Consider the following 24189-nt stretch of genomic DNA (forward strand, 5'->3'; position numbering starts at 1 on the left):
CTGCCTTCCACGCCCATGAGATGGGCATCGGGCTCGTGGTCAGGACGCGCGTCCGACGGGTCTATCGTGGGCGGCATGTCCGCTCCTGAGCTCGTCCGTATCGTCTCCCGGAACTCCCCCATGGCCCTGGCCCAGGTGGAGCGCGTCCGCAGAGAACTGGCCGCGCTCCACCCCCGTATCCGCACCGAAGTCGTCCCGGTCGTCACGACCGGCGACAAGTGGATGGGCGACCTCTCCCAGGTCGAAGGAAAGGGCGCGTTCACCAAGGAGGTCGACGCCGCCCTCCTGAATGGCGAAGCGGACCTTGCCGTCCACTGCCTCAAGGACGTTCCGTGTGACCGCCCCCTGCCCGCCGGGACGATGTTCGCCGCGTTCCTCGAACGCGATGACATCCGCGACGCCCTCGTCCACCCCGGCGGCCTCACCCTGGACCAGCTGCCGGCCGGCGCCCGGATCGGTACCTCGTCCGTGCGCCGTGTCGCCCAGCTCGCCGCCAGCCGTCCCCACCTGGAATGCGTGCCGTTCCGCGGCAACGCCAACCGGCGTCTGGAGAAACTGCACGCGGGCGAGGTCGACGCCGTCCTCCTCGCGCTCTCCGGCCTCGAACGGATCGGCCTCACCGGCGTGATCACCGAGGTCCTCTCCACGGAGACGATGATGCCGCCCATCGGCGCCGGCATCCTCGCCCTCCAATGCCGCGAGGACGACGGCCTCCTCATCGACACCGTCAGCTCCCTCGGCCACCCCGACACCCACCGCGAAGCGACGGCCGAACGCATGCTGCTGCACGTCCTCCAGGGACACTGCAACAGCCCGATCGCCGGATACGCCCGCGCCGAACGCAGCGGTGATCTGTCGCTGCGCGCCAGCGTGTTCACCCCCGACGGCAAGACCGTCCTCAACGCACACGAGTGGGCCGGCCGTCTCGACCCCGCCACCCTCGGCACCTCCGTCGCCGTCGCCCTCCTGCGCCAGGGCGCCCGCGAACTGATCGACGGCATCCCGCACTGATCCCCCACCGCTCGGTACCGGCGGCGAGGGTGAAGGCCGGGGCATGCTGGTCCTGGCTGAGTGCGGTGAGGTCTGGGAGCTGGGCGGGGGGCCTGGCGGCGCGGGTCGGGGGCCGCCGTAGGGTGGGTGGGTGAACCTGCGCAGCCTTCATGACCGATCCGCCCTGGCCGACCGCTTCCGGCGGGATCCAGCGATGCACCTGATGGAACTCGGCGACCTCGACGATCTGCTGTGGCCCCACACCAGCTGGTACACGGTGTCGGACAACGGCCCGGTCGCCCTGCTGTACGCGGTCGGCGACATACCGACCCTGCTCGCCTTCGCCCGCCCCGGGGAGGCCGCCGAGCTGGAGGCGCTCGCGGACGCGCTGCTGCCCGTCCTCCCGCGCCGTTTCTTCGGGCACCTCACCGGAGCCGCCGGCAAGGTGCTGGAGTCGGCGTACGCGGTGCAGTCGCACGGGACCCTGCTGCGGATGGCGCTCACCGACCCCGACCGCTCCGTCCTGCACCCCGAGGGGCCGTGGCGGCCCGCTGCGCTGGGCCGGGCGGACCTGCCGGACCTGCTGGAGCTGTTCGCGCAGGCGTACCCGGGCAACTGGTTCGACCACCGGATGCTCGACACCGGCCAGTACGTGGGCGTCCGGCAGGACGGGCGGCTGGTCGCCGTCGCGGGCGTACACGTCTACTCGCCCGCCTTCCGGGTCGCTGCGATCGGCAACGTCACCACGCACCCCGACCTCCGCGGGCAGGGCGCGGGCGGAGCCTGCGTCGCCGAGCTGTGCCGGCGGCTCGGGAGGACCGTGGACCACATCGGGCTGAACGTCCGGGCGGACAACGCCACGGCCGTCGGGCTCTACCGCAGGCTCGGCTTCTCCGAAGTCACCGAGTTCACCGAGGCAATCTTCACGGCGCTGCCGCAGGCTCCGACCGGCTGAGCCCTGAGCAGGGGCAGGGAGCAGGAGCAGGGCCCAGGGCCCGAACCGGCGCACCGGGTCCCTCCCCTGGCCGGCTCAGTCGGCCAGCAGCCGCCATGCGGTGAGGGCGAGCCCGGCCCGTAGCAGTCCGGTGGGTTCGGTGAGTTCGATGCCCAGGGTCTTGGTGATCTGTTCGAGCCGGCGGGCGACGCTGCTGTGGTGCAGGTGGAGAAGGTCAGCGGCCCGGCGCAGGGAGCCGGTGGCGCAGTAGGCGTCCAGGGTCTCCAGGTCCTCCGGGTTGCCGGCCAGTCTCGCGACGGCCGCCACGTCCGGGTTGTCACGCGAGGCCTCCGGAGGCACCTCGGCCAGCAGCGCCAGCGCTCCCAGGTCCGCGTAGTGGATGACGGGCTCGCGCGGGCCGGTGAAGCGCAGGGCGGTGCGAGCCTGCCGCCAGGAGCGGTCGGGGCTTCCCGAGGCGCCGATGCCCGCACGTACGCCCGCCGGGAAGCGGGTCGGGGCGACGGTGGTGGCCAGGATGACGCCCACGTCGCCGAGGGGCGCCGCCTTCACCGGGCGGGCCGGGCAGACCAGGCCGCCGATCCGGTCGAGCGGGAGCTGCGACCGTACGGCGACGACGCGGACGGGCAGGTCGGCGGCGAAGCCCAGGAGGCGCAGCGCCCGGGCCCTGGATGCCTCGTCGCTGTCGGAGCTGATCGCCAGTTCCACGAGGGCGGGGTCGGCCATGGTGGTGCGGGCCGGGCCGTACCGCTCGACGACCGCCGCGGTGGCGATGGCGAGCCGGTCCAGCAGTACCTCGTCGAGCGGGCCGGGCTCGCCTGGGCGTTCCAGCCACACCGTGCCGATCTCCTCCTCGTCGAGGGTCATCGGCGCCGTGGTGGACGCGGGCGGCGGCGGGTCGGACGCCGGCCGGCCGTCGGGCGATACGCGGATCACCCGCCCCGTGCCGTGGAGCCGGATCCCGGCCACGCACTCGGCCAGGCCCGCCGAGGCCCGGGCGAGCGCCGGGAGGTCCACCCGCCGGCGCATCAGGGTGTCGTAGAAGGTGACGATGCGGATCGCGCCCTCGACGTGCGGATCCAGTCCCGACAGCCGAACAGCCAGTGCCTCCATGGCAGAAGGATAGGAGGACGGGGGCGCGCCGAGCGGTGCGCGATCGGGGCGCGATGCGCGACGGATGGCGGATGACCCCCTGGGGGACGGCCGTGAGGATGGTCGTCATGGATCCCGAACTCGAAGCATTCATCCCGTTCCTCCCGCCCATGGACATGAACGACCCGGTCACCACGCGCAAGACCTTCGCCGAGCGGGCCGCCGCGGCGCCGGCGCCGGACACCTCGAACATGGAGGTCGAGGACCGTACGGTGCCCGCCGATCCGCCGGTACCGGTGCGGATCTACCGCCCGCACCGGGCCCGGGGCGTCGTCGTCTGGCTGCACGGCGGCGGAGGCGTCTTCGGCAACCTGGACACCGACCATCCGTGGGCCGCCCGGATCGCGGACCTCTCCGGGGCGGTGGTGATCTCGGTGGGCTACCGCCTGGCGCCCGAGGACCCGTTCCCGGCCGCCATGGACGACGCGTACGCGGTACTGGGCTGGGCGGCCGAGCACGCGGCGGAGCTCGGCACCGACCCGGAACGGATCGCGGTCGCAGGGCACAGCGCCGGCGCGAACCTCGCGGCCGCGGTGGCCTTGCGGGCGCGTGACGAGCAGGGGCCGGCGATCTGCTTCCAGCTGCTCAACCAGCCGGGGCTGGACGACCGGCAGGAGACGTGGTCGGCGCGGAACTTCACGGACACGCCCTGGTTCGACCGCGACAAGATCGCGGCGGCGTGGCGTCACTACCTGGGCGCCCGGCCCGCCACTCCGTACGCCGCCCCCGCGCGGGCCGCCGATCTGTCCGGCCTGCCACCCGCCTACATCGCCACCGCGGAGTTCTGCCCGAACCGCGACGAGGGCATCGAATACGCGCTGCGCCTGCTGCGGTCGGGCGTGTCGGTCGAGCTGCACCAGTGGCCCGGCACCTTCCACGGGTCGCAGGCGATCCTGTCCGCCGCCGTGTCGCAGCGGCAGAACGCCGAACTCGGAGCAGCCCTGCGCCGCGCTCTGGCCGGGTGAACCGGCGTCGGCCCGGGGGGTGTTCGGCGCCGGGACCTGGCGTCCTCGCGGGTGCGCTGTCACCATGCGTGCGTGACCGCCACCCTGCCGACGCCCCCGGGCGCCGAGCGCGGACCGCGTCAGTGGCCCCTGCTCGGGAACCTTCCGGCCTTCGCCCGTGATCCGCTCGCCTTCTTCGAGTCCCTGCGCGACGAGTACGGGGACTGGGTGCCGTGGGCGCTCGGGCCGAAGCGCAACGTGCTGGTGTCGCGGCCCGAGCACGCCGGTGAGCTGCTCGGCGCCGTCGAGGGTACGTTCCGGCCGACCGAACTGGGCTGGGCCTTCCGGCAGTTGCTCGGCAACGGGGTGGTCGTCGCCACCGGGGACGACTGGCGCCGCAAGCGTGCGCTGGTGCAGCCCGCCGTCCGGCCGCGCCAGGTGCGCGGGTACGCCGCCACGATGGTGGAGTGCGCTGACGCGCTGGCCCGGAGCTGGGCGGAGGGCGCCCGGATCGACGTGCACAAGGAGATGGCCGGGCTGACCCAGCGGATCGCGGTGCGCACCCTGTTCGGGAGTGACGCGGCCGGGCGGGAGGCCCCGATCAGCGCGGCGATGGCCACGGCGCAGCACGAACTGGGCCTGGAGTTCCGCGGGGTGACGCTGTTCCTGCCGCCGTGGGTGCGGACGCCGGGGCGGCGCCGGATGAGTGCGGCGGTGGGGGTGCTCGACCGGGAGATCGAGCACGTCATACGGGAGCACGAGGCGGCCTCGGCGGCGGGCGAGGAGCGGGACGACCTGCTGAGCCGGCTGCTCGCGGCCCGCGACGAGCAGGGCCTGCCGCTGTCGCGCACGGAGCTGCGGGACGAGTCGATCACGCTCTACATCGGCGGTCACGAGACCACCTCGACCACGCTGACCTGGGCATGGCAGCTGTTGTCTGGGGCGCCGCGGGCGCGGGCGCGGCTGGTGGAGGAGCTGGACCGGGTGCTCGGCGGGCGGCTGCCCACGTACGAGGACTACGCGCGGCTCCCGTGGACCCAGCAGGTGGTCAAGGAGGCCCTGCGGATCTATCCGCCGATCTGGCTGATCTCGGCGGTGGCCGGTGAGGGCGCGGTGATCGGCGGCCGGCCGGTCCCGGCCGGTACCTCGGTGTGGACCAGCCCGTGGTCGGTGCACCGGGACGAGCGGTGGTTCCCGGAGCCGGAGGCGTTCCGTCCGGAGCGCTGGGACGCGGACGCGCCGCATCCGGTACCGGAACACGCGTGGTTCCCGTTCGGCGGCGGTCCGCGGGCCTGTCTGGGCGCGCGGTTCGCCCTCGTGGAGGCGGCGCTGGTGCTGGCCGTACTGGGGCAGCGGTTCCACCTGGACACCGGGGCCGTCCGGGCGAAGGTCCACCCGGGGCTCACCCTGCAGCCCGCGGAGTCCGTCCTCGCCACCCTCCGGCCGAGCCGCGCGTAGCCTCACCAGCGATCAGACCGGGTCCTCGCCGGTCAGCGAAGGCATCGCGCGTGGGCGCAGGACCATGAGCGAGCCTTCCAAGGTCGCCACCATGGCGAAGGGGAACCGGTCGATCTCGAGGCAGAGCGCAACGTCATCAGGATGGACTCCTTGGCGCACCCCCTCCGCCAGCTCGGCGGCGGCGCGCGACTCGGCAGCGCGGCGGAGGTACTCGGCAGCATCCGTCCCAGCCCCGGTGACCCTGCGAGCGATGTATTGAGCACATGCCAGATCTTCATCGGCCTGCCCGTCCTCGCCAGTGACCACGAACGTGACGCTGTCGCTCTCGCGCGTCCGCAAGAGCCGAGCCGTTGCCTCCGCCACCACGAAGCCGGCGCACAGCACCAGCGGCGCGTCCTTGACCGCAAGGGCGCCGACCGTCCCTGCCGTGGTCTTCTGCACGACGGTCCGTCCGCCGAGGTCGATCGACCGCAGCAGGCCCGGGGAGTTGACGGTGTCGAACCCGGGCGCGGGCGGACCGTCTTTGAGCGCCACCCAATCCGGGTGGCGAGCCTTGAGCGCCAGGGCTTCGCCCAGCGATTCGGCAAGAACGATCTTTTCCGCCCCCTGGGCAAAGGCCCAGGCAGCCACGGTGAAAGCACGCATGACGTCGACCACGACCGCCACGGACGGGGCTTCGACCAGATCAGCGATGCCGAGGAAACGAGCGTCCATACCGATCATGATCACGCACGCCCGACCCGAAGCACCCGGAAAGTGATACGCGTCATGTCGGCGGTCTCGGCTCAGTCGAGACAGAACTCGTTGCCCTCGATGTCCTGCATCACGATGCACGACTCGTTGGTGCCATCGGCAAGCATCGTTCGCACGTGCACCGCGCCGAGCGCGACCAGTCGTGCGCACTCGGCCTGGAGTGTGGCGAGGCGCTCCTCACCCACGAGCCCGGTGCCGGCCCGCACGCAGAGATGCACCCGGTTCTTGACGACCTTGCCTTCGGGAACGCGCTGGAAGAGCATCCGAGGGCCCACACCTGAGGGATCGATGCAGGAGAACCATTGCACCTGATGCTCAGGCGGCAGCGAGCGATGGTAGTCGTCCCACGTGTCGAACCCCTTCGGCACCGGCGATACGACGTACCCCAGCACCTCGCACCAGAAGCGAGCGAGGCGCTCGGGTTCTGCGCAGTCAGTGGTCACTTGGAACTGCTTGATCGATGACATCGGCGCACGATAACAGGCCTGCCGGCCGCAGCCCTCGCCCGCGCATCAGGGGGGCCGGACCTGCAAGCGCCATGAGAGGGCGCTGGAGGGGCACGCAGGTGGGTGAGCGCGGCCTCGCCGGGTCCCTGCGGCCCGAACTGCGTCTCCGGAGGAAGGCGCATACCCTCGTGAAGGGGATCGGTCCGACCCTGGAGGCAGGCATGTCCGAAGCGAGCGACGCGGTTGCGGTCGATCGAGCGCTCAAGGCCCGCCACCGGGCCATGTGGGCCATGGGCGACTACCCGTCCGTGGCCTCCCACGTCATCCCTGAGGCCGGCGCCGAACTCGTCGCGGAGTGCGGTGTGCGGCAGGGGGACCGCGTACTGGACGTGGCCGCGGGCGCGGGCAACGCCGCCATCCCCGCCGCTGCGGCCGGGGCGGACGTCGTGGCGAGCGACCTGACCCCCGAGCTCCTCGAGGTGGGCAAGAACATCGCCGGGGTGCGTGGCGTAAGCCTGGAGTGGCGGGAGGCCGACGCGGAGCACCTGCCGTTCGCGGACGAGGAGTTCGACGTCGTGATGTCCTGCTTCGGCGTCATGTTCGCCCCGCACCACCAGACCGCAGCCGACGAGCTGGTCCGCGTCTGTCGCCCCGGCGGGACCGTGGGCCTGGCTAACTGGACCCCTCAGGGGTTCATCGGCCGGATGTTCGCGACGATGAAGCCGTACGCGCCGCCCGCGCCGCCCGGAGCCCAGCCGCCGCCCCTCTGGGGCGAGGAGGAGCACGTGTACGGGCTCCTCGGCGACCGCGTCACGGACGTCGACGCCCGCCGCCGGACCGTCCGGGTCGACGCCTTCCCCCGGCCGGGGGAATTCCGCACCTTCTTCAAGGCCTGTTACGGACCGACCATCGCGGTGTACCGGTCCATCGGGGACGATCCCGAGCGGGTGGCGGCGCTGGACCGCGAACTGGACGCGCTGGCCGAGGAGAACACCCGCGACGGTGTCATGGAGTGGGAGTACCTGCTGCTCACGGCGCACCGGACCACCCCTCCCGCCGCCTGACCGTGACTGCCTGCGACGCCCGACCGTGACCGACCGCGACGCCTGAGGTGTCCGCCCATGTACGGGCTCCTGTTCGGGCTTCGCGGGCACCGGGGCGGGCCAGACGTGGTCCGGGGTCACGATCGAGGTGACGGTGTTCCCGACGATGGAGGACCGGTCCGCCTATTGGTACGGGTCGAAGGGGATGCCCGCCGGCTTGGCCTCCGCGAGGTGGGACGAGAAGGAGCCGTCCTTGAGGCCGAAGTGCGCGCTGCCGAAGTCGGCCTGGCTGAGCTTGTCCCGGAGGGTCGCCGGGTAGCCCGACCAGCCGACGAGGGCGGGGTACTGCCAGGCGCGGCGGTGGTTCTCGGGCGGTTCGTCGTTGGTGTTCGCCGCGCGGAAGCAGTGCGTACCGACCCCGTCCTTGTGGTACACGATCTTGGGGTGGGTGCCGTCCCAGCGGATCTGGTCGCGCGTGTGGATGTTGAAGTCGCCGTGGGCGGAGGTGGCGACGTACTTCGCCTCATTGTTCTGGATCCACACCACCACGTGCTCCCAGTCGTGGCGGTGGCCGCCGAGCGGGATGCCGGGGACGGCCTGGTCCTTCTCGAAGTACAGGGCGTAGACGACGGCGCACCAGCCGTTGTTGCAGGTGGCGCGGGAGTAGCCGTTGGTGTTGGCGAGGTCCGAGGCGTCGCGGCAGTTGCCGTTGAGGGCCCCGGTGGGGTTGAGACCGCTGTTGAGCACTCCGGTCGGCCCGATGGCGGGTGTCGGGTAGCAGCCGTCCGTGTCGTAGTCGTACGCGGGCTGGAAGGTCAGCTCGATGGTCTCGGCGTTGGCGGGGAGTGCCGGGGGCGGGGCCGCGAAGGCGGTCTGGGGAACGGCGAGGATCAGGGTCAGCGCGGCGCCGACGACGACGGATGATCTCCGGATGTGATGACTCGTCCGCAAAGCAGGCCTCCGGCCGGGCGGTTCGGGGGTGGCGCGCGGGTTCCGGCCGCGTCGGCCGGTGGCACCGGGAGCATCATTCGCGAACCTCGATGGCACAGCAAGGGTCCCGGCAACAGCCGTTCGTCTCACTACGGAATTTCTAACACCGCGCCGTTCAGGGCCAGTTGGCGCATTCCTGCGGCATCCGGGCCGCCCTGCCAGGCGATGCCGACCGGGGGTCGGGGGTACGGGGGCCCGGCCGGGCGGCCGCGGACGCCGCGCGGCACCCCCCGACACCCCGCGGCACCCGTTCCGGCCGGCTCCGCCATCGGGCCGGCGGGCCCGTGCCCAGGCGCGGCCCGGAGCCCCCGGCGGCGCCCGGTTCCAGTCGAAACGGTGACATGCATCACAGTGGCCCGGCGGATCACGGAACCATTACGTCCACTAAGCCCTTGCCGACATGTCGAGATTTGTCCAACTGGAGTCGACATTCCCCCTCTCGGCCGAAATGACCATCTCGGGGGACGGGAGGAGCTGCTGCAACTCGCCACGTCACAGGCGTTTCTGATGGCTTTCAGCAGCCTCGGGCGGCCTGCCGGGCGCACGGCCAGCATGACTGTCCGCCCATTTCAAGCCCGCCGCACGGCGCCGCCGTACGGGCTGGTGGCGAGACTTGCCAGCCCCTTCCAGGGCTTTTAAGAATGGCGGCCCGCCCGGCGCTCCAGCAGCTCAGGCGCAGGACGCTTCGCAGAAACCAAGTGAGGTCACGCATGCAGAAGCACCGCAAGAGGAAGCACTACAAGAAGATCACCATCGCCGCGATCGCCGTGGGCATCGTGGGCATACCCACGGCCGCGATGGCATGCCTGGACACCCAGGAGGCGGGCTCGGCGAGGACCTCCGAATCGCAGAGCATGCGCCCCTCCCCCAGCACCCCCTGGCCCAGCGAGCCGGTCGAGAATCAGGCGGAGCCCGCGGCCACCCCGGCCGGGACGCCCGAGCAGACCGAGCAGAGCGAGCCGGCCGACCAGCCCGCGGAGGCCCCGCAGCCGGCGCAGCCGTCCACCGAGGCGGCGCAGCCGCCCGCGTCGGTGCCCGCCAAGCCGCGCCCCGCCCGGCCGGCACCCCCGGCACCCCCGGCGCCCTCGAAGCAGCCGACCGCCCCGACCGCCGCGCCGGCCTCCGGCCCGACCGCCGAAGTCGTGGCCCTCGTCAACCAGGAGCGCGCCAAGGCCGGCTGCTCGGCGCTGACCGTCAACGAGAAGCTGACGACCGCCGCCCTGAACCACAGCAAGGACATGGCCGCGCACTCCAACATGTCGCACACCGGCTCCGACGGCTCGGACCCGGGTCAGCGCATCACCCGCGCCGGCTACAGCTGGACGACCTACGGCGAGAACGTCGCCTACGGCTACAGCACGCCCGAGCAGGTCATGAACGGCTGGATGAACAGCCCCGGGCACCGGCAGAACATCCTCAACTGTGCCTTCAAGGAGATCGGCGTCGGCCTCGCGCAGCCGAACTCCTACTGGACGCAGGCCTTCGGCGCGGCCCGCTGACACCACCGGGACCGGCCTGCCCGCCGCGGCACCGGCGCCCGGGCGAGCGCCGACCGGGCCGCCCTGACAGCCGTACCGGCGCAGCCCCTCGGCTGCCCGCACGGCCGGTCGCCGGGCAGGCCAGGCGCCGGGCAGGCCGAACCCGGGAGGCCGGGACCATATGCACCGCTTGCTCCATATGTCACCCTGGCGGAGTGGACCGGGTCACGGCGCCGCCGCAGGACCCTGACCCGGCCGACCGCCGACCGCCCTCCCGACCGACCGGCCGCCCGCCCGCCCGCCCGCCCGCCCGCCCGACACGGAATACGCCCATGCCCCTGCCGCACCCGACCCGAGCGATGTCCGCCGCACTCGCCGCCGTCGTGACCGCCCTGCTGGCAGCCTGCGCACCCGAGGCCGCCGCCGGTCCGGCGGCCCCGCCGCGGACGGCAGCGGCACCCGTCCCGCCCCCGGCCGCCCCCGCCGCGGCCTCCCCCACCGCGGCCGCCCCCTCCCCGGCGCAGACAGCCGCCCGGGAGCCGTCCCCCGGCCCCGCCGCACGGCCCCGGGAATCCACGCTGTCCATACCCTCGGCGGGCGTCGCCGGGCTGCGCGTGGTCCCGTACGAGGGCACCACCGACGACGCGCCCGGTACCCGCATCCAGGACCTCGGCGTGGCCGCCAGCCCGTACGGGAAGCGGGGCGGAGTCGGCCCCGGGCAGGTCGGGAACTTCCTGGTCACCGCGCACCGCCTGTCGGCGGGCGGCCCGCTGCGCGACCTGCCCGCCCTGGAGGAGGGCGAGGAGGTCCTCGTCACGGTGGGTGAGGTGGTGCACACGTACGAGATCGTGGCGACCCGCGAGACGTCCTTCCGCTCGGAGCGCTCGCTGAGCGAGCAGCGCGCCGCGGTGCCGGGCGAGCCCGGGGCGGCCCCCACTCAGGCCATGATCACCCTCTCGACCTGTGCCACGCCGGAGGACCACGCCGAGGGGAACTACTGGAGCGACGCCCAGGGCAACCCCGAGCACCGGATCGACAAGATAGGCGTGCTCCGCAAGACCTCCGCGGCCGCGCCCTCGGCCACGCCCGCGGGCTGAGGCACCGCAACGACGGGAAGCGCCGCCCGTCCGTGCCGCGTCCCCCTCCCGGACGGCAGCTGGAGGCCGCGTACACGCTCCCCGGAGGCTGAGCGCAGTCATCACACCCCGATCGTTTTTGGATTGACATGGCTCGATCATGATTGTTTCAATCTCTCGGATTTGACGATCAGTCACGAGGGAGACGGACTGTGCGCATCGGTGCCAGGAGAAGACGGGTGGCGGGTGCGGTCCTCTCGACCGTGCTCGCCACCATGATTTCGGGGGTGCTTCCCGCGGAGGCCGCGCACGCGGCGCCCGCGGACAAGGCCAGGCCGGCCGAGGCCGGATCGGCCGAGGGCCGGCGGGCGCTGGACGAGGCCAAGGCGGGCGGCCGGCGCGTCGAGGTCGTGGGCGAACGGACCGAGCAGGCCACCGTGTTCGCCAACCCGGACGGCATGTCCTTCACCTTGGAGCAGTCCGCCGTACCGGTGCGCGTCGCCAAGGCCGGGGGCGGCTGGCAGGCCCCCGACGCGACGCTCGTCCAGCGCGCCGACGGCACCGTCGGCCCGAAGGCGGCCTCCGTCGAGATGCGCTTCTCCGGCGGCGGGGACGCCGGTCCGCTGGCGGCCATCGCCGACGGCGGACGCTCGCTCGCCCTGAACTGGCCGGGGAAGCTGCCGAAGCCCGAGTTGCAGGGCGCGACCGCTCTGTACCGGGACGTGCTGCCGCAGGTGGACCTGCGGGTCAACGCGACCGTGGAGAGCTTCCAGCACGTGCTCGTGGTGAAGACTCCCGAGGCGGCCGGCAACCCGAAGCTCAAGGAGCTCGCTTTCGGCCTGGAGACAAAGGAGTTGACGCTCCAGAAGGGGTCATCCGGAGGCCTGGCCGCCGTGGACTCCGACGGCCGCACCGTGTTCCGCGCCCCGCCGGCCCAGATGTGGGACTCGGCGGGGAAGACTGCCGACGAGCAGCGCCGGAAGGCGGCGGAGAAGCCGTCCACGCTGTTCACGGCTCCGCGGAGCGGCGGCCCGACGGCGCCGAAGCCGTCCACCGCCGACGCCGCTGAGGTCGCGCCCTCGGGGAAGGGCCAGGAGCCCGGTCAGGGGGACAAGGTCGCCCGGATGGACGTGAAGGTGGGCGCCGACCGCCTGTCGGTGGTCCCCGACGCGGAGATGCTGGCACGCAGCGCCCCCTCCGCGTACCCGCTGTTCATCGATCCGACCGTGACCTGGGGCGAGTCCGAGCGTACGCTGCTGCGCTCGGACGGCTACGAGTCGTACGGCTGGTCCAACGGTGACGACGACCTCGGCAAGGGCGCGGGCAAGTGCGGCAGTTGGGCCGGCTACGCCTGTGGTCCGGGGTACGTCCAGCGGCTCTACTTCGAGTTCTCGCCGGCCGAGCTGAAGGGCAAGCACGTCCTCGACGCCACGTTCCGCGTCACCGAGCCGTGGGCCTTCCAGTGCGATCCGCGGTGGGTCGACCTCGTGCGTACGGACAACATCTCCACGTCCACCACGTGGTCCTCGCGGCCCAAGGAGCTGGACTGGATGGGTGACCGGTTGGTGTCCGCCGGGCGGGGTTCGCTGTGCGACCCGAACTCCCCGGACGCTCCGATCGAGTTCAACGACAACCCGGAGGAGACGAACGAGAACCTCACTCCGACGGTGCGGGACTTCGCGGCGGGCAAGTTCTCGCGTCTGACGCTGGAGATCCGCGCGAACGACGAGACGGACACGTCCGCCTGGAAGCGGTTCAAGAACGACGCCGTGCTGGCGGTCAAGTACGTGGCCCTGCCGGCCCTGCCCGCCAACGTCGGCATCGTGACGGGCAACGGCGTGGTGTGCTCGACCGATTCCGCCGACCCTGCGATCGTCAGCGACCCGACCCCCGCGGTCTCCGGCAAGCCGCGGACCGCGGCCGGCGCCGAGAAGGAGGCCAACCTGCGCATCCGCTGGCGGACGCAGAAGTGGAACGGCACCTCCTGGGTGACCGCGCACACCGACGTGGACAGTCCGACCTCCGGCTACGCCGGGAACCTGGCCGTGCAGACCAAGAGCCTGCCGACGCTGACCGAGGGCGTGAGCTACCGCCTGCTCGCCCTGACCATGTCCTACCTCGAGGACGGCAGCAACAGGCTGAACACCGGCTACACGGCAGCCTGTTACTTCAAGGTGGACCCGACCGCGCCGAAGGCCCCCAAGGTCACGTTCGCCAGCGTGTACTCCGAGTGCACGACCAACGCCTGCGCCCCGGGCGGCGGCCCCGGAGTGGCCGGCCTGGTGAACTTCGTCCCGGCCGCCGGTGACACGGTCAACGACTTCCAGTACCGGCTCTCGGAGTCGGCCGCGTGGACCTCGGTGTGCAAGCCCGCGATGCCCTGCATCTTCCGGACCTCCATCAAGCCCGAGCGCTCCGGAACCCAGCGTCTCTACGTCCGGGCCAAGGACACCGTCGGCCGCTGGGGAGCACAGCAGGTGGCCGACTTCCTGGTCGCGGCCGGCACCGGCCCGGTCGGGCGCTGGAGCTTCGACGAGGCGAGCGGGGTGGCCAAGGACACGGCGACCAGCGGTGTCCGGCACGACGCCACGCTGGCGGGCACCGCCGTACGCGACGACCGCGGCCGGCGCGGGCAGCTGACGCACGATGCCAACGGTGTACCGCTGGAGACCGCGGTCACCGACAAGGGCCTGTCCCTGGACGGCAGCGGCGCGCACGCGGCCACCAGTGGTCCGGTGCTGGAGACCCGGTCGGCGTACACCGTGTCGGCGTGGACCCGGCTCGGCTCCAAGGCGCAGGACGGCATCGTGCTGTCCCAGGACGGTTCGAAGTACAGCGCGTTCGTCATCTGGTACGACGTCAAGTCCAACAAGTGGGTCTTCGGCCTGAAGGAGAAGGACGAGGACAACGGGCAGGCGTACTTCGGCGTGGTCAGCAAGGCGCCCGCGGTGGTGGGCGCCTGGACCCATCTCGCGGGCAGCTACGACCCGGCGACCCAGGAGCTGCGGTTCTACGTCAACGGCGTGCTCCAGGGCACCCGCACCGTGCCCGGCTCCTGGTCCTCGACCGGTCCGCTGAACATGGGCCGGTACCTCTGGGCCGGACTGCGGTACTGGCACTACAACGGCTCGATCGACGAAGTGGCCGTCTGGCAGCGCAAGCTGGAGGACAAGGAGGTCGCCGACGAGGCGAGGCTGCTGACGTCCGCGGGCTTCGCGGGTGCCGAGCTGGTGGCCGAGTGGTCCGCCGGCAACGACGGCGCCACCGTCGCCGACACCTCCTCGGGGTACGGCCGGCCGCTGACGCTGAACGGCGGAGCCGTCCAGGAGTCCGGCGAGATCGTCCTCGACGGTACGGACGACGTGGCCACGGCTGCCGCGCCGCCGCTCGACGACACCGGTTCGTTCACCGCGACCACCGCGGTCCGGCTGGACAAGGCGAAGCTGCTGACCAAGGACGTGGGCTACACCGGTCAGGTGCTCGGCCAGCGCACCGCGGCCGGCTCCTCCTGGGGCTTCTGGTACCAGATGTCGGGCAAGGACACCGTGGTGGACATGGAGACCGGGCAGGAGACCACCGTCCCCGTGGGCAAGTGGCACTTCGGCCGGCTCAACGCCGACGGCTCCTTCACCTCCGTGGTCTCCAACGAGGTCGCCTCGCTGGACGACGTGGTCCGCCTGACCGGCACGTACGACGCCCAGTCCGGCACGGTCAGCCTGTACCTGGGCCACAACCAGAACGGTGACGCCATGGCGTACACGGCCCAGATCGGCACGGGTGAGTTCGCCGTCGGTGCGGCCTTCGCCTCGGGAGCCTGGAAGAACCACCTCCCGGCCCGGATCTCCGAGGTCCGCCTGTGGGCGGGGGCGATGGCGAGCCCCGAGCAGATCGACGCGCACGTGGGCGACTGACCCGCGGCGCATCCCTAGGTCGTGTCGTCGAAGTCGCGCCTGGCCTACGGGCGGCCGACGCCACTTCGACGGCACTCCCCCGGGCGGCACCGCGCGACGCGCGGTGCCGCCCTTGTTCTCATGCGGCCCCGGTGCCGCGTTCACGGACTTCCGGTGTCCGGCGCCCGATGCCGGACATCACCTGCGAGTTGTGGTGGAGAGGGAGCTGATGTTGTTTCACATAGGTGGTCCGCGCCCGAGGGAGGGCGGCGGCCGCAGCAGACCGCGCCTCCTGGCGGGTGCGGTGGCCCTGGGCCTGGTGGCGCCGCTGGCCTTCGCGTCGGCGGCGGAGGCGCAGCCGGGCGGTTTCGGCCGCCCCGATGTGCGCCCGCCCCGGGTCAGCAAGGTCAAGGCGGTGAACGGTCCCGGCGCGAAGGAGGCGAGGGAACAGGTCGCCAAGGACGCGGCGGCCAACGCGGAACAGGCCCGCAGGGCCACCGCCGAGCAGGGCAAGGGCGCCTGGCCGAAGGCGGGCAGCGCCAAGGTAGAGCTCACCGCGGCGGCGGATGCCGGCCAGCCGAAGACGCCCGGCCGGGGCAAGGCCCTCGCGGGCGGCCTGCCGCTGGCGATGGCTCCGGCGGTCGGGGCGAGGGACAGTGCCGCGGCCGGTACCCAGGCCACGGTCACCGTGCTCGACCAGCAGGCCGCCGACCGGCTGGGCATCCTCGGCGTGGTGCTCACCGCCACCGCCCCGACGGCGGGCCAGGCTCAAGTCAGCGTCGGATACGGCGAGTTCGCGTCGGCGATCGGCGGTGGCTGGTCCGGCCGGCTGGAGCTCGTACGACTGCCCGCCTGCGCCCTGACCAGCCCCGAGAAGCAGGAGTGCCGCAGCCGTACCCGGCTGGGGTCGGTCAACGACACCCGGACGCAGACCGTGTCCGCCTCGGTGCCGCTGGCCGCGGCCTCCTCCGGCATGTCGACGCAGACGGTGTCGGCCTCCTCGGGTGCCACGGTGCTTGCCCTGACCGCCGGCAGCCCCGGCGCCGGTGAGTCTGCGAAGGGCAGCGGCGACTACTCCGCCACCGAACTGGCGGAATCCTCGTCCTGGTCGGCCGGCAGCAGCTCGGGTGCGTTCACCTGGTCCTACGACTTCAAGCCGCCCGCGGCGGCGGCCGGCCCGGCGCCGACGGTTTCGCTGGCGTACGACTCCGGCAGCATCGACGGCCGTACGGCGACCACCAACAACCAGGGCACCTCGGTCGGTGAGGGGTTCGGCATCACCGAGTCCTACGTCGAGCGCGGCTACGGCAGCTGTGACGACGACGGCCACGACGACGTCTTCGACCTCTGCTGGAAGTACGACAACGCCCGGCTCGTGCTGAACGGCAAGTCCTCCACTCTGGTGAAGGACAAGGTCTCCGGCGCGTGGCGGCTGCAGGGCGACGACGCCTCGGTGGTGACCCGTTCCACCGGCGCCGACAACGGCGACGACAACGGCGAGCACTGGACCGTGGTCACCGGGGACGGCTCCAAGTACGTCTTCGGCCTGAACAAGCTCGACGGGGCGGCCGCGGAGCGCACCAACTCCGTATGGACCGCGCCGGTGTTCGGCGACGACTCGGGCGAGCCCGGCTACAGCGAGGGCACCTCCTTCGCGGGCCGCTCCCTGACCCAGGCGTGGCGCTGGAACCTCGACTACGTCGAGGACACCCGCGGGAACGCGGCCACCTACTGGTACACGACCGAGACCAACCACTACCGCAAGAACAAGGCGGCCAAGGCGGACACCCCCTACGTCCGCGGCGGCTACCTGAAGGAGGTCAAGTACGGCCTGCGCAAGGGGGCGCTCTTCACGGACGCCGCCGACGCCAAGGTCACCTTCGACCACAAGGAGCGCTGCACCGCCTCGGACTGCACGGAACTCACCAAGGACACCGCCGACAACTGGCCGGACGTGCCCTTCGACGCGATCTGCTCCGAGGACGACGCCGAGTGCGACGGCCTGGCCCCGTCCTTCTTCACGCGCAAGCGGCTGACCGGCATCAACACCTTCACCTGGGCGTCCGCGACGTCCTCGTACGACGCGGTGGACTCGTGGGAGCTCGTACAGGAGTACCTGGACGGCGGTGACATCGGCGACACCTCCGACCAGGTGCTGACGCTGAAGTCGCTGAAGCGGACCGCCAAGGCGGGCACGGCCGTGCCCATGGATCCGGTGTCCTTCACCTACCACATGCGGCCCAACCGGGTGGACGGCACGGACGACATCCTGCCGCTGACCCGCCCGCGCGTCTCCACGGTCACCTCCGAGACCGGAGCGGTCACGAGGGTCACCATGTCCGCGCCCGAGTGCGTGCGCAGCGAGGTCCTGGGCGCCGCCGAGGACACCAACACCCGCAACTGCTTCCCGCAGTACTGGAACATCAACGGCTCCGACAAGGCCTCGGTGGACTGGTTCCACAAGTACCGCGTGCTCGCGGTGGTGAACTCCGATCCTGCGGGCCAGAACGACGGCATCGAGCAGGAGTACAGCTACAGCGGCGCCGCCTGGCACTACAGCGACTCGCCGTTCACCCCGCAGGAGGAGCGGACCTGGTCCGACTGGCGCGGCTACCGCCAGGTGACGGTCCTCAAGGGCGCCAAGGACGCCCCGGCCCGGTCGAAGACCGTCTCGCTGTACCTCCAGGGCATGGACGGGGACAGGAAGAAGGACGGCTCCACGAAGTCGGTGAGCGTCCCCGGGATCGGGGTGAGCGGCCTGGCCGTTCCCGCGATCGCGGACTCCGGCTCGTATAGCGGGCAGCTCCGCCAGCAGATCACGTACTCCGGCGCCACCCCGGTCGGTGTCGTGGTCAACGAGCCCTGGGCGAAGGAGACGGCGCGCCAGGAGGTGCCCGGAGCCGGTGACCAGGTGGCCCGGTACGTGCGCACCCACAAGGCGACGACGCACACGTTCCTGACGGCGGCGCCGGCGTCGAAGGCCTGGCGCTCGCGCACCAGCACCACCGACCACGACGAGTACGGTATGCCGTACCAGGTCCAGGACGGCGGCGACGACGCCGTGACCGGCGACGAGACGTGCACCCGCACCTGGTTCGCCCGCAACACCACGGCCGGATTGACCAACCTGCCGTCCCGTACCCGCACGGTGGGCAAGGCCTGCTCTGTGACGGACGCCCAGCTGGACCTGCCGGCCGAGTCCGCCAAGCGCGGTGACGTCCTGTCCGACACCGCCATCTCCTACGACGGGGCCCCCTGGTCGGCCGCCCAGCAGCCGTCCAAGGGACTGCCGACCTGGACGGGCCGGGCCGCCGCGTACAACGCCTCGGACCAGCCCTCCTGGCAGGAGGTCTCCACCACGGGCTACGACGCGCTCGGCCGGCCGCTCTCGGTGACCGACGCGGACAAGAAGGCTACGACCACGGAGTACACCCCGCCGGACGCGGGCCCGGTGACCCGGACGGCCGTGACCAACGCCAAGGGGCACAAGACCATCACCTTCTTCGACCCGCGGCGCGGCCTGCCGCTGCGGACCTTCGACCCGAACGCGAGGAAGACCGAGCTGGCGTACGACGCCGTGGGCCGCCTGACGGACGTCTGGCTCCCGAACCGCAACCGCGCGGCCGGCTACAGCCCCAACCAGAAGTTCGGCTACCAGCTCAGCAACAGCAAGCCGTCCGCGGTCTCCACATCGGTCCTGAAGAAGGACGGGACGACCTACAACACCACGTACTCGATCTACGACGCGCTGCTGCGGCCGCTGCAGAGCCAGTCGCCGACCCCGCAGGGCGGCCGCGTACTCACCGACACCCGCTACGACTCGCGCGGCCTGGCCTACGAGACGCACGCGGACATCTTCGACAACACCACGGCGCCGAACGCCACGTACACCCGCGCCGAGTACGGCGAGTCGCCCACCCAGACCGAGGTCGTCTTCGACGGCGCCGGACGCGAGACCCAGCGGTCCGTGCTGTTCTTCGGCACCAAGCGGTGGACCGTCTCCACCACGCACACCGGTGACTCCGTGGCCACGACCGCGCTCGCGGGCGGCAGCGCCCGCAGGGTGATCGTGGACGCTCTGGGCCGGACCGTGGAGACCCGCTCGTACGCCGGTACCGACCCGGCCGACGCCCAGTACGGCGGCTCCCTCGGGGTCGCGTACACCTCGGTGAAGACGGGCTTCACGCCGGACGGCAAGGAGAGCACGATCACCGGTCCGGACGGGGCCGCGTGGACGTACGGCTACGACCTGTTCGGCCGTCGCACCACCTCGGTGGACCCCGACAAGGGCAAGGCGGTCACCGACTACAACGCCCTGGACCAGGTGGTCAAGACCACCGACGCCCGGCTCAAGTCGGTGCTCACCGCGTACGACGAGATCGGCCGCATCACCCACACCTGGGCGGGCAGCGCGACCGATGCCAACCTGCTCACCTCGCAGGGCTACGACGCCGTGGTGAAGGGCAAGCCGTCCTCCTCCACCCGTTACGTCGGAGGCAAGACCGGCCAGGCCTACACCCGCGAGGTCACGGCGTACGACAGCCTCGACCGCGCCACCGCCACCCGGCTCAAGCTGCCCGCGACCGATCCACTGGTCAAGGCGGGTGCCCCGGCCTCGATCGATTTCACGACGGCGTTCAACAACGACGGCACCAAGATGAACTCCACGGAGCCGGCGCTGGGCGGCCTGGAGTCCGAGATCGTCGGGTACGACTACACCTCGCTCGGCCAGGTCAAGTCCATCGTGGGCAGCACCGGTTACCTGCTGGCCACCGACTACTCGGCGCTCGGCCAGGCGCAGCAGCTCATCCTGGGCACCGCGAACACGGAGGCGAACAAGAAGGTCTTCGTCACCAACACCTACGAGGAGGGCACCGGCCGGCTGACCCGCAGCCACGTCACCGACCAGACGCACCCCTACATGCTGCAGGACCTCACCTACTCCTTCGACCAGGTCGGCAACGTGACCGAGGTCGCCGATCCGACGACGCTCGGCGGTACCGGCAAGGCCGAGACGCAGTGCTTCGCGTACGACGGCTTCCGCCGGCTGACCGAGGCATGGACCCCGTCCTCCCGGAAGTGCGCCGATCCCAGGAAGGCGGACAGCCTCTCGGGCCCCGCTCCGTACTGGACGGGTTACACCTATGACACCGCCGGGCAGCGCAAGAGCGAGACCGAGCACAAGGCCGGTGGCGACGTCACCACGACGTCCTGCTTCAAGACCGCCCAGCCGCACACCCTGAGGGGGACCAGCACCAAGAACGACTGCGCCGCCCCGGAGCAGTCCTACGTCTACGACGCGGCGGGCAATACGGTCAACCGGCCCGGCGCCACCGGCACGCAGACCCTGGACTGGGGTACCGAGGGCAAGCTGGACAAGGTCACCGAGGGCGCGAAGGCGACCGACTACCTGTACGACGCCGACGGCAACCTGCTCGTACGCAGCGAGAAGGACGGCGAGCGGGTCCTGTACGCCGGCGGCACGGAGCTCCACCTGAAGGCGGACGGGAAGTTCTGGGCGCAGCGCTTCTACGGGACCAAGGAGCTGACGGTCGCCGTCCGCTCCAACCAGTCGGGCGCGAACAAGGTCCACTACCTGGCCGGAGACCGCCACGGAACCTCCAGCCTGGCCATCGCCTCGGACACCCAGGCGGTCACCAAGCGGTACCTGAACGCCTTCGGGGAGGAGCGCGGGGGCGGCGTCGGGAGCTGGGTCGACGACCGCGGCTTCCTGGGCAAGACCCAGGACAAGTCGACGGGGCTGACCCATGTCGACGCGCGTGAGTACGACGCGGCACTCGGCCGCTTCATCAGTGCCGACCCGCTGCTGGAGCCGCAGAAGCACCAGTCGCTGAACGGGTACGGCTACGCGGAGAGCAACCCCGTCACCTCGGCGGACCCGTCGGGTCAGGCCTCCTTCACCTGCACGATGGGGGTCGACTGCGACATCTCTGTGGTCATGTTGGAGATGTTCGTGTCGCCGCCGCTGTGGGGATCCAGCAGCACCGGTACCTCGGGCAGCTCCTGGGGCACCTCGCAGGGCTTCACCGGAAGCGCCGGAGGCTCCTCCCCGCTGCTCCAGCGGCCGCCCCTGCTGCTGGGCCCCGACCCGGTCCCGCTGCAGTTCACCGGGCAGCTGAGCCCTGAGATGCAGAAGATCCAGAAGATGTTCCTGGAGGCACAGGCGATGTGCCGGCCGCCGTCCGGCGAGCTGGCCAACGACGAGCACGGCGGTGACGGAAAGGTCAACAGCGACGGCCCCTGGTCGCTGGCGCTGCGCTGGATCTGGGGCAGCCCGGAGATGAAGAACACCATCCCGAACGGGTCGTACGACGGCGACGACAAGATGACCCAGGCGCTGATCAAGAGCAGCAGCATGAAGGACGTCAGGGAGCAGGTCGCCGCCCAGTTCAACGAGACCGGCAAGACCAAGGGCCAGGACAAGTACAGCGTCACCAAGACCCGCGACGGGGAGGACCTGAACCTCCTGCAGATGGCGGGTGTGTACGCTTCCGATCTCGGCGGCCTGATCCTCGGCAAGGACGACCGCGAGGCGCAGGGCGTGCTCGGGTCCTACGACGTCAAGTACAACGTCACCAAGAGCAAGGGCAATACGCTCACGGTGCAGTACCACGCGTGGACGGACATCGACAACGAGTCCTTCGCTCCGGGGCACGGGAAGTGGCAGCAGGTCTTCAACAAGACACCGCAGTACACCGGAGGCTATTTCGCCGGGTACCGGGTGGATCTGCGCTGGACCGAAACCATCTACAAGTGAGCAGGCGGAAGGGAAGAGGCGAAATGAAGCGCTGGAACGGCCGGCGGACGGCCCTGGCCGTGTCGGCGGCCGTGCTGCTCGCCGGCAGCGCCGGCTGCGGCGGCCAGGGGAGCGGCTCCGCTCCCGTGCGGATCGACACCTCGCAGGTGGCCGGTGCCTGGACGGGCGACGGCGGCGGGCGGGTGGACTTCCGGGCGGACGGACGCTTCGAGATGTCGGGCATTCCGCGTGACGCCGTCGTCTTCAGCTTCATCGAGCCCCCGGCCGGGGACGGCAAGCTGTCGGGCACGGGGACGTGGTCGACGCTGGACGCCGGAACCGCCGTCGAGCTCTCGTACGACGCGGGGGGTTCGTTCTCGGACGACTCCGAGGTGGGGCGGCTGGGTGTGGCCGGGAGCGAGGACCACCCGGAGCTGTACTTCTCCACCAACAGCGACAAGGAGTACGGGTACAGGATCCGCAAGACCGGCTGACGGGTGACCGTCGGCACGGCGCACACGCCCGGGCTGTGAGGCAGAACGCCTCGCGGCCCGGGCGTGACCCGTTGGGCCGGGGCGCGGTCGCGACCGTCACGCTCCAGCCGGAGCAGCCCACGGGTGGCGCGGCCCAGGGGGTCCCGTCATTGCTCCCGCACGACCGTGCGGACGCTGTCGATGCTCCCGCAGCCGGCCTCCAGGTGCTCGGCCCTGTCCCGCAGGAAGAGCGCGCCGAGCTCCTCGCGCCGCGCGTCCGGAACGTTCTCCCGGGCTCCGTTGAGGATCGTGCGCTCCTCCTCGTCGATGTGGTGGGCGACGGCCTTCACGAGTTCCTCCAGCTTCTCGTCCCACTCGTCGGAGCCGACCTCGTCCACCTCCATGAGCGCCAGCAGGGCCTCGTTGCCCTCCTGATGCTCCTCCTTGCCGTGCTCGACCTCTTCGTCGTCCACGTTCCGGAAGCGTTTGAGCGCCGGGTACACCTCCGCCTCCTCCGCCTTCCCGTGGGCGATCAGCAGCGCCGCGAGATCCTCCAGGGCCGCCGCACGGTCCGCCTCGACGCTGCGCATCCGGCGGAACAGCTCTTCCATCCTGCGGTGGTCCTTGAGAATCACGGCCACCACGTCCTGCTTTTCGGGCACAACACGCTCCTCTGCTCGACTGGTCCTGCGTTGCTATCGGTTTCGCCGGGGCTTGCGGGTCAGTCCCGCAGCAGCAGCACCACGAGCGCCAGGACGACCCCCAGGACGAGGGCGAGGACTCCGTGGACCAGCCGGTGGTTGCGCAGCACCGGCAGGAAGCTGTCCACGGCGAAACGGCCCGGGCCGGTGAGGGCGAGGGTGACGGCCGCGGCGATGATCAGGGACTCGAACTCGACGCCCTTCATCCCGAGGACGGCGCCGCTCCACTTGAGGGTGATGGCGTTGATCATGATGCCGACGACGGCGGCGGCGGCCAGCGGGGTGAGCAGGCCGAGGATCAGGCCCAGACCGCCCAGCGTCTCGGTCAGGCCCGCGATCGCCGCCATGGTCTCGCCCGCCGGGTAGCCGGCCCTGCTGAAGAAGCCGCCCGTGGCCTTGATACCGGGGCCGTCGAACCACCGGAACAGCTTCTGGGTTCCATGGACGATCATGATCGCGCCGAGCACGAGCCGCAGCACGGGCAGGCCTACGTCAAAGGGGGTGGTGCTGCCGGGCGTGGTACGGGGAGAAGCGAAGGAAGGGGGCGCTGTCATCGTGGCCCTTTCTGTAGGAGGTAGCGAAGGACCCAGAGTGACTAAAAACGGGGCGAAATGCCCGGTACAGGGATGTGCGAGTCGGGCGGCGGCCGGCCCTCGGCCGCCACCGCGAAGAAGCCCGCCCTTCCCCGGGGCGCCCACGTTTAGGAACCCGGCGAGCGGTTAGGCGCAGCACGTCAGGAGATCCCCCAGCGATCGGAGTGCCAGTCGTGTCGGGTGAGCAGAAGATGAAGGCGAAGAAGGAACAGGCGAAGGGCAAGGCCAAGGAAGCCGCGGGCCGCACGGTCGGGAACGAACGCCTGACCGCCGAAGGACGCGCGGACCAGATGAAGGGCGATGCCCGCCAGGCCAAGGAGAAGATCAAGGACGTCCTCAAGGACTAGGACGTCTCTGTCGGATCCGTACGACCGAGGGGCGGGACCGCCGTGACGGTCCCGCCCCTCGGTCGTGCGTTCGGACTGTCCGGTGTCGTGCGTACGGACTGTCCGGTGGGGCCCGGCGGATCACCTGGATCCGCCGGGCCCCACCC

General features: G+C 71.4%; 17 protein-coding genes. 11 read left to right on the forward strand and 6 right to left on the reverse strand.

The features are described from left to right. Positions 1-75: 75 nt before the first annotated feature. On the forward strand, positions 76-1011 hold the full coding sequence (gene hemC, locus AB0D94_RS20400; protein WP_362053602.1) for a hydroxymethylbilane synthase: 936 nt from the start codon (positions 76-78) through the stop codon (positions 1009-1011). Between the two features lie 193 nt (positions 1012-1204). Further along, complete coding sequence (locus tag AB0D94_RS20405; RefSeq protein ID WP_362053605.1) at positions 1205-1945, forward strand: GNAT family N-acetyltransferase; 741 nt, start codon at positions 1205-1207, stop codon at positions 1943-1945. A 75-nt stretch (positions 1946-2020) separates the two neighbouring features. Here the strand turns inward: AB0D94_RS20405 and AB0D94_RS20410 are convergent, their stop codons facing one another. Further along, positions 2021-3055, reverse strand: a complete 1035-nt coding sequence (locus tag AB0D94_RS20410; protein ID WP_362053608.1) for a helix-turn-helix domain-containing protein — start codon at positions 3053-3055, stop codon at positions 2021-2023. A 107-nt stretch (positions 3056-3162) separates the two neighbouring features. Here AB0D94_RS20410 and AB0D94_RS20415 point away from each other — a divergent pair, with 107 nt between their 5' ends. Beyond that, positions 3163-4059 carry an alpha/beta hydrolase gene (locus AB0D94_RS20415; protein ID WP_362053611.1) on the forward strand — a complete coding sequence of 299 codons (897 nt, stop codon included), beginning with the start codon at positions 3163-3165 and terminating at the stop codon, positions 4057-4059. 72 nt (positions 4060-4131) lie between these two features. Next, the gene (locus AB0D94_RS20420) at positions 4132-5496 is read left to right on the forward strand and encodes a cytochrome P450 (protein ID WP_362053614.1); all 1365 of its coding nucleotides are present in this window, start codon (positions 4132-4134) and stop codon (positions 5494-5496) included. 12 nt (positions 5497-5508) lie between these two features. Here the strand turns inward: AB0D94_RS20420 and AB0D94_RS20425 are convergent, their stop codons facing one another. Next, positions 5509-6210, reverse strand: coding sequence for a 2-phosphosulfolactate phosphatase (locus tag AB0D94_RS20425; protein WP_362053651.1), 702 nt, complete (start codon positions 6208-6210; stop codon positions 5509-5511). A 71-nt stretch (positions 6211-6281) separates the two neighbouring features. Continuing rightward, on the reverse strand, positions 6282-6716 hold the full coding sequence (locus AB0D94_RS20430; RefSeq protein WP_362053617.1) for a VOC family protein: 435 nt from the start codon (positions 6714-6716) through the stop codon (positions 6282-6284). A gap of 200 nt (positions 6717-6916) precedes the next feature. Between AB0D94_RS20430 and AB0D94_RS20435 the strand changes: the two genes are divergently transcribed. Further along, positions 6917-7759: a class I SAM-dependent methyltransferase gene (locus tag AB0D94_RS20435; RefSeq protein WP_362053620.1), complete on the forward strand. Its 843-nt coding sequence runs from the start codon at positions 6917-6919 to the stop codon at positions 7757-7759. A 162-nt stretch (positions 7760-7921) separates the two neighbouring features. Here the strand turns inward: AB0D94_RS20435 and AB0D94_RS20440 are convergent, their stop codons facing one another. Further along, entirely contained in the window at positions 7922-8689 is a 768-nt protein-coding gene (locus AB0D94_RS20440) for an NPP1 family protein (protein WP_362053623.1), read from the reverse strand. Positions 8690-9438: 749 nt separating this feature from the next. On the opposite strand from AB0D94_RS20440, the gene AB0D94_RS20445 reads away from it, so the two are divergent. The 5 genes from AB0D94_RS20445 to AB0D94_RS20465 all read left to right on the forward strand — a co-directional run bounded on the left by AB0D94_RS20445 (position 9439) and on the right by AB0D94_RS20465 (position 22423). Beyond that, positions 9439-10227 (forward strand): CAP domain-containing protein, encoded by a 789-nt coding sequence (locus AB0D94_RS20445; RefSeq protein WP_362053626.1) that lies wholly within the window; start codon positions 9439-9441, stop codon positions 10225-10227. A gap of 311 nt (positions 10228-10538) precedes the next feature. Continuing rightward, positions 10539-11303, forward strand: coding sequence for a class E sortase (locus AB0D94_RS20450; protein WP_362053629.1), 765 nt, complete (start codon positions 10539-10541; stop codon positions 11301-11303). Between the two features lie 254 nt (positions 11304-11557). Beyond that, positions 11558-15193 carry a LamG domain-containing protein gene (locus AB0D94_RS20455; protein WP_362053654.1) on the forward strand — a complete coding sequence of 1212 codons (3636 nt, stop codon included), beginning with the start codon at positions 11558-11560 and terminating at the stop codon, positions 15191-15193. 208 nt (positions 15194-15401) lie between these two features. After that, a complete protein-coding gene (locus tag AB0D94_RS20460) occupies positions 15402-21950 on the forward strand; it encodes an RHS repeat-associated core domain-containing protein (protein WP_362053632.1) in 6549 nt (2182 codons plus the stop codon). Between the two features lie 23 nt (positions 21951-21973). Beyond that, positions 21974-22423, forward strand: a complete 450-nt coding sequence (locus tag AB0D94_RS20465; RefSeq protein WP_362053635.1) for a hypothetical protein — start codon at positions 21974-21976, stop codon at positions 22421-22423. 146 nt (positions 22424-22569) lie between these two features. On the opposite strand, the gene AB0D94_RS20470 is transcribed toward AB0D94_RS20465, so the two are convergent. Next, positions 22570-23064 (reverse strand): hemerythrin domain-containing protein, encoded by a 495-nt coding sequence (locus AB0D94_RS20470; RefSeq protein ID WP_362053638.1) that lies wholly within the window; start codon positions 23062-23064, stop codon positions 22570-22572. A gap of 59 nt (positions 23065-23123) precedes the next feature. Beyond that, on the reverse strand, positions 23124-23657 hold the full coding sequence (locus AB0D94_RS20475; protein ID WP_362053641.1) for a DoxX family protein: 534 nt from the start codon (positions 23655-23657) through the stop codon (positions 23124-23126). 212 nt (positions 23658-23869) lie between these two features. On the opposite strand from AB0D94_RS20475, the gene AB0D94_RS20480 reads away from it, so the two are divergent. Next, positions 23870-24043: a CsbD family protein gene (locus AB0D94_RS20480; protein ID WP_362053644.1), complete on the forward strand. Its 174-nt coding sequence runs from the start codon at positions 23870-23872 to the stop codon at positions 24041-24043. Positions 24044-24189: the final 146 nt, after the last annotated feature.

Source organism: Streptomyces sp. NPDC048255, from assembly GCF_040652415.1.
Taxonomy (GTDB): Bacteria; Actinomycetota; Actinomycetes; order Streptomycetales; family Streptomycetaceae; genus Streptomyces.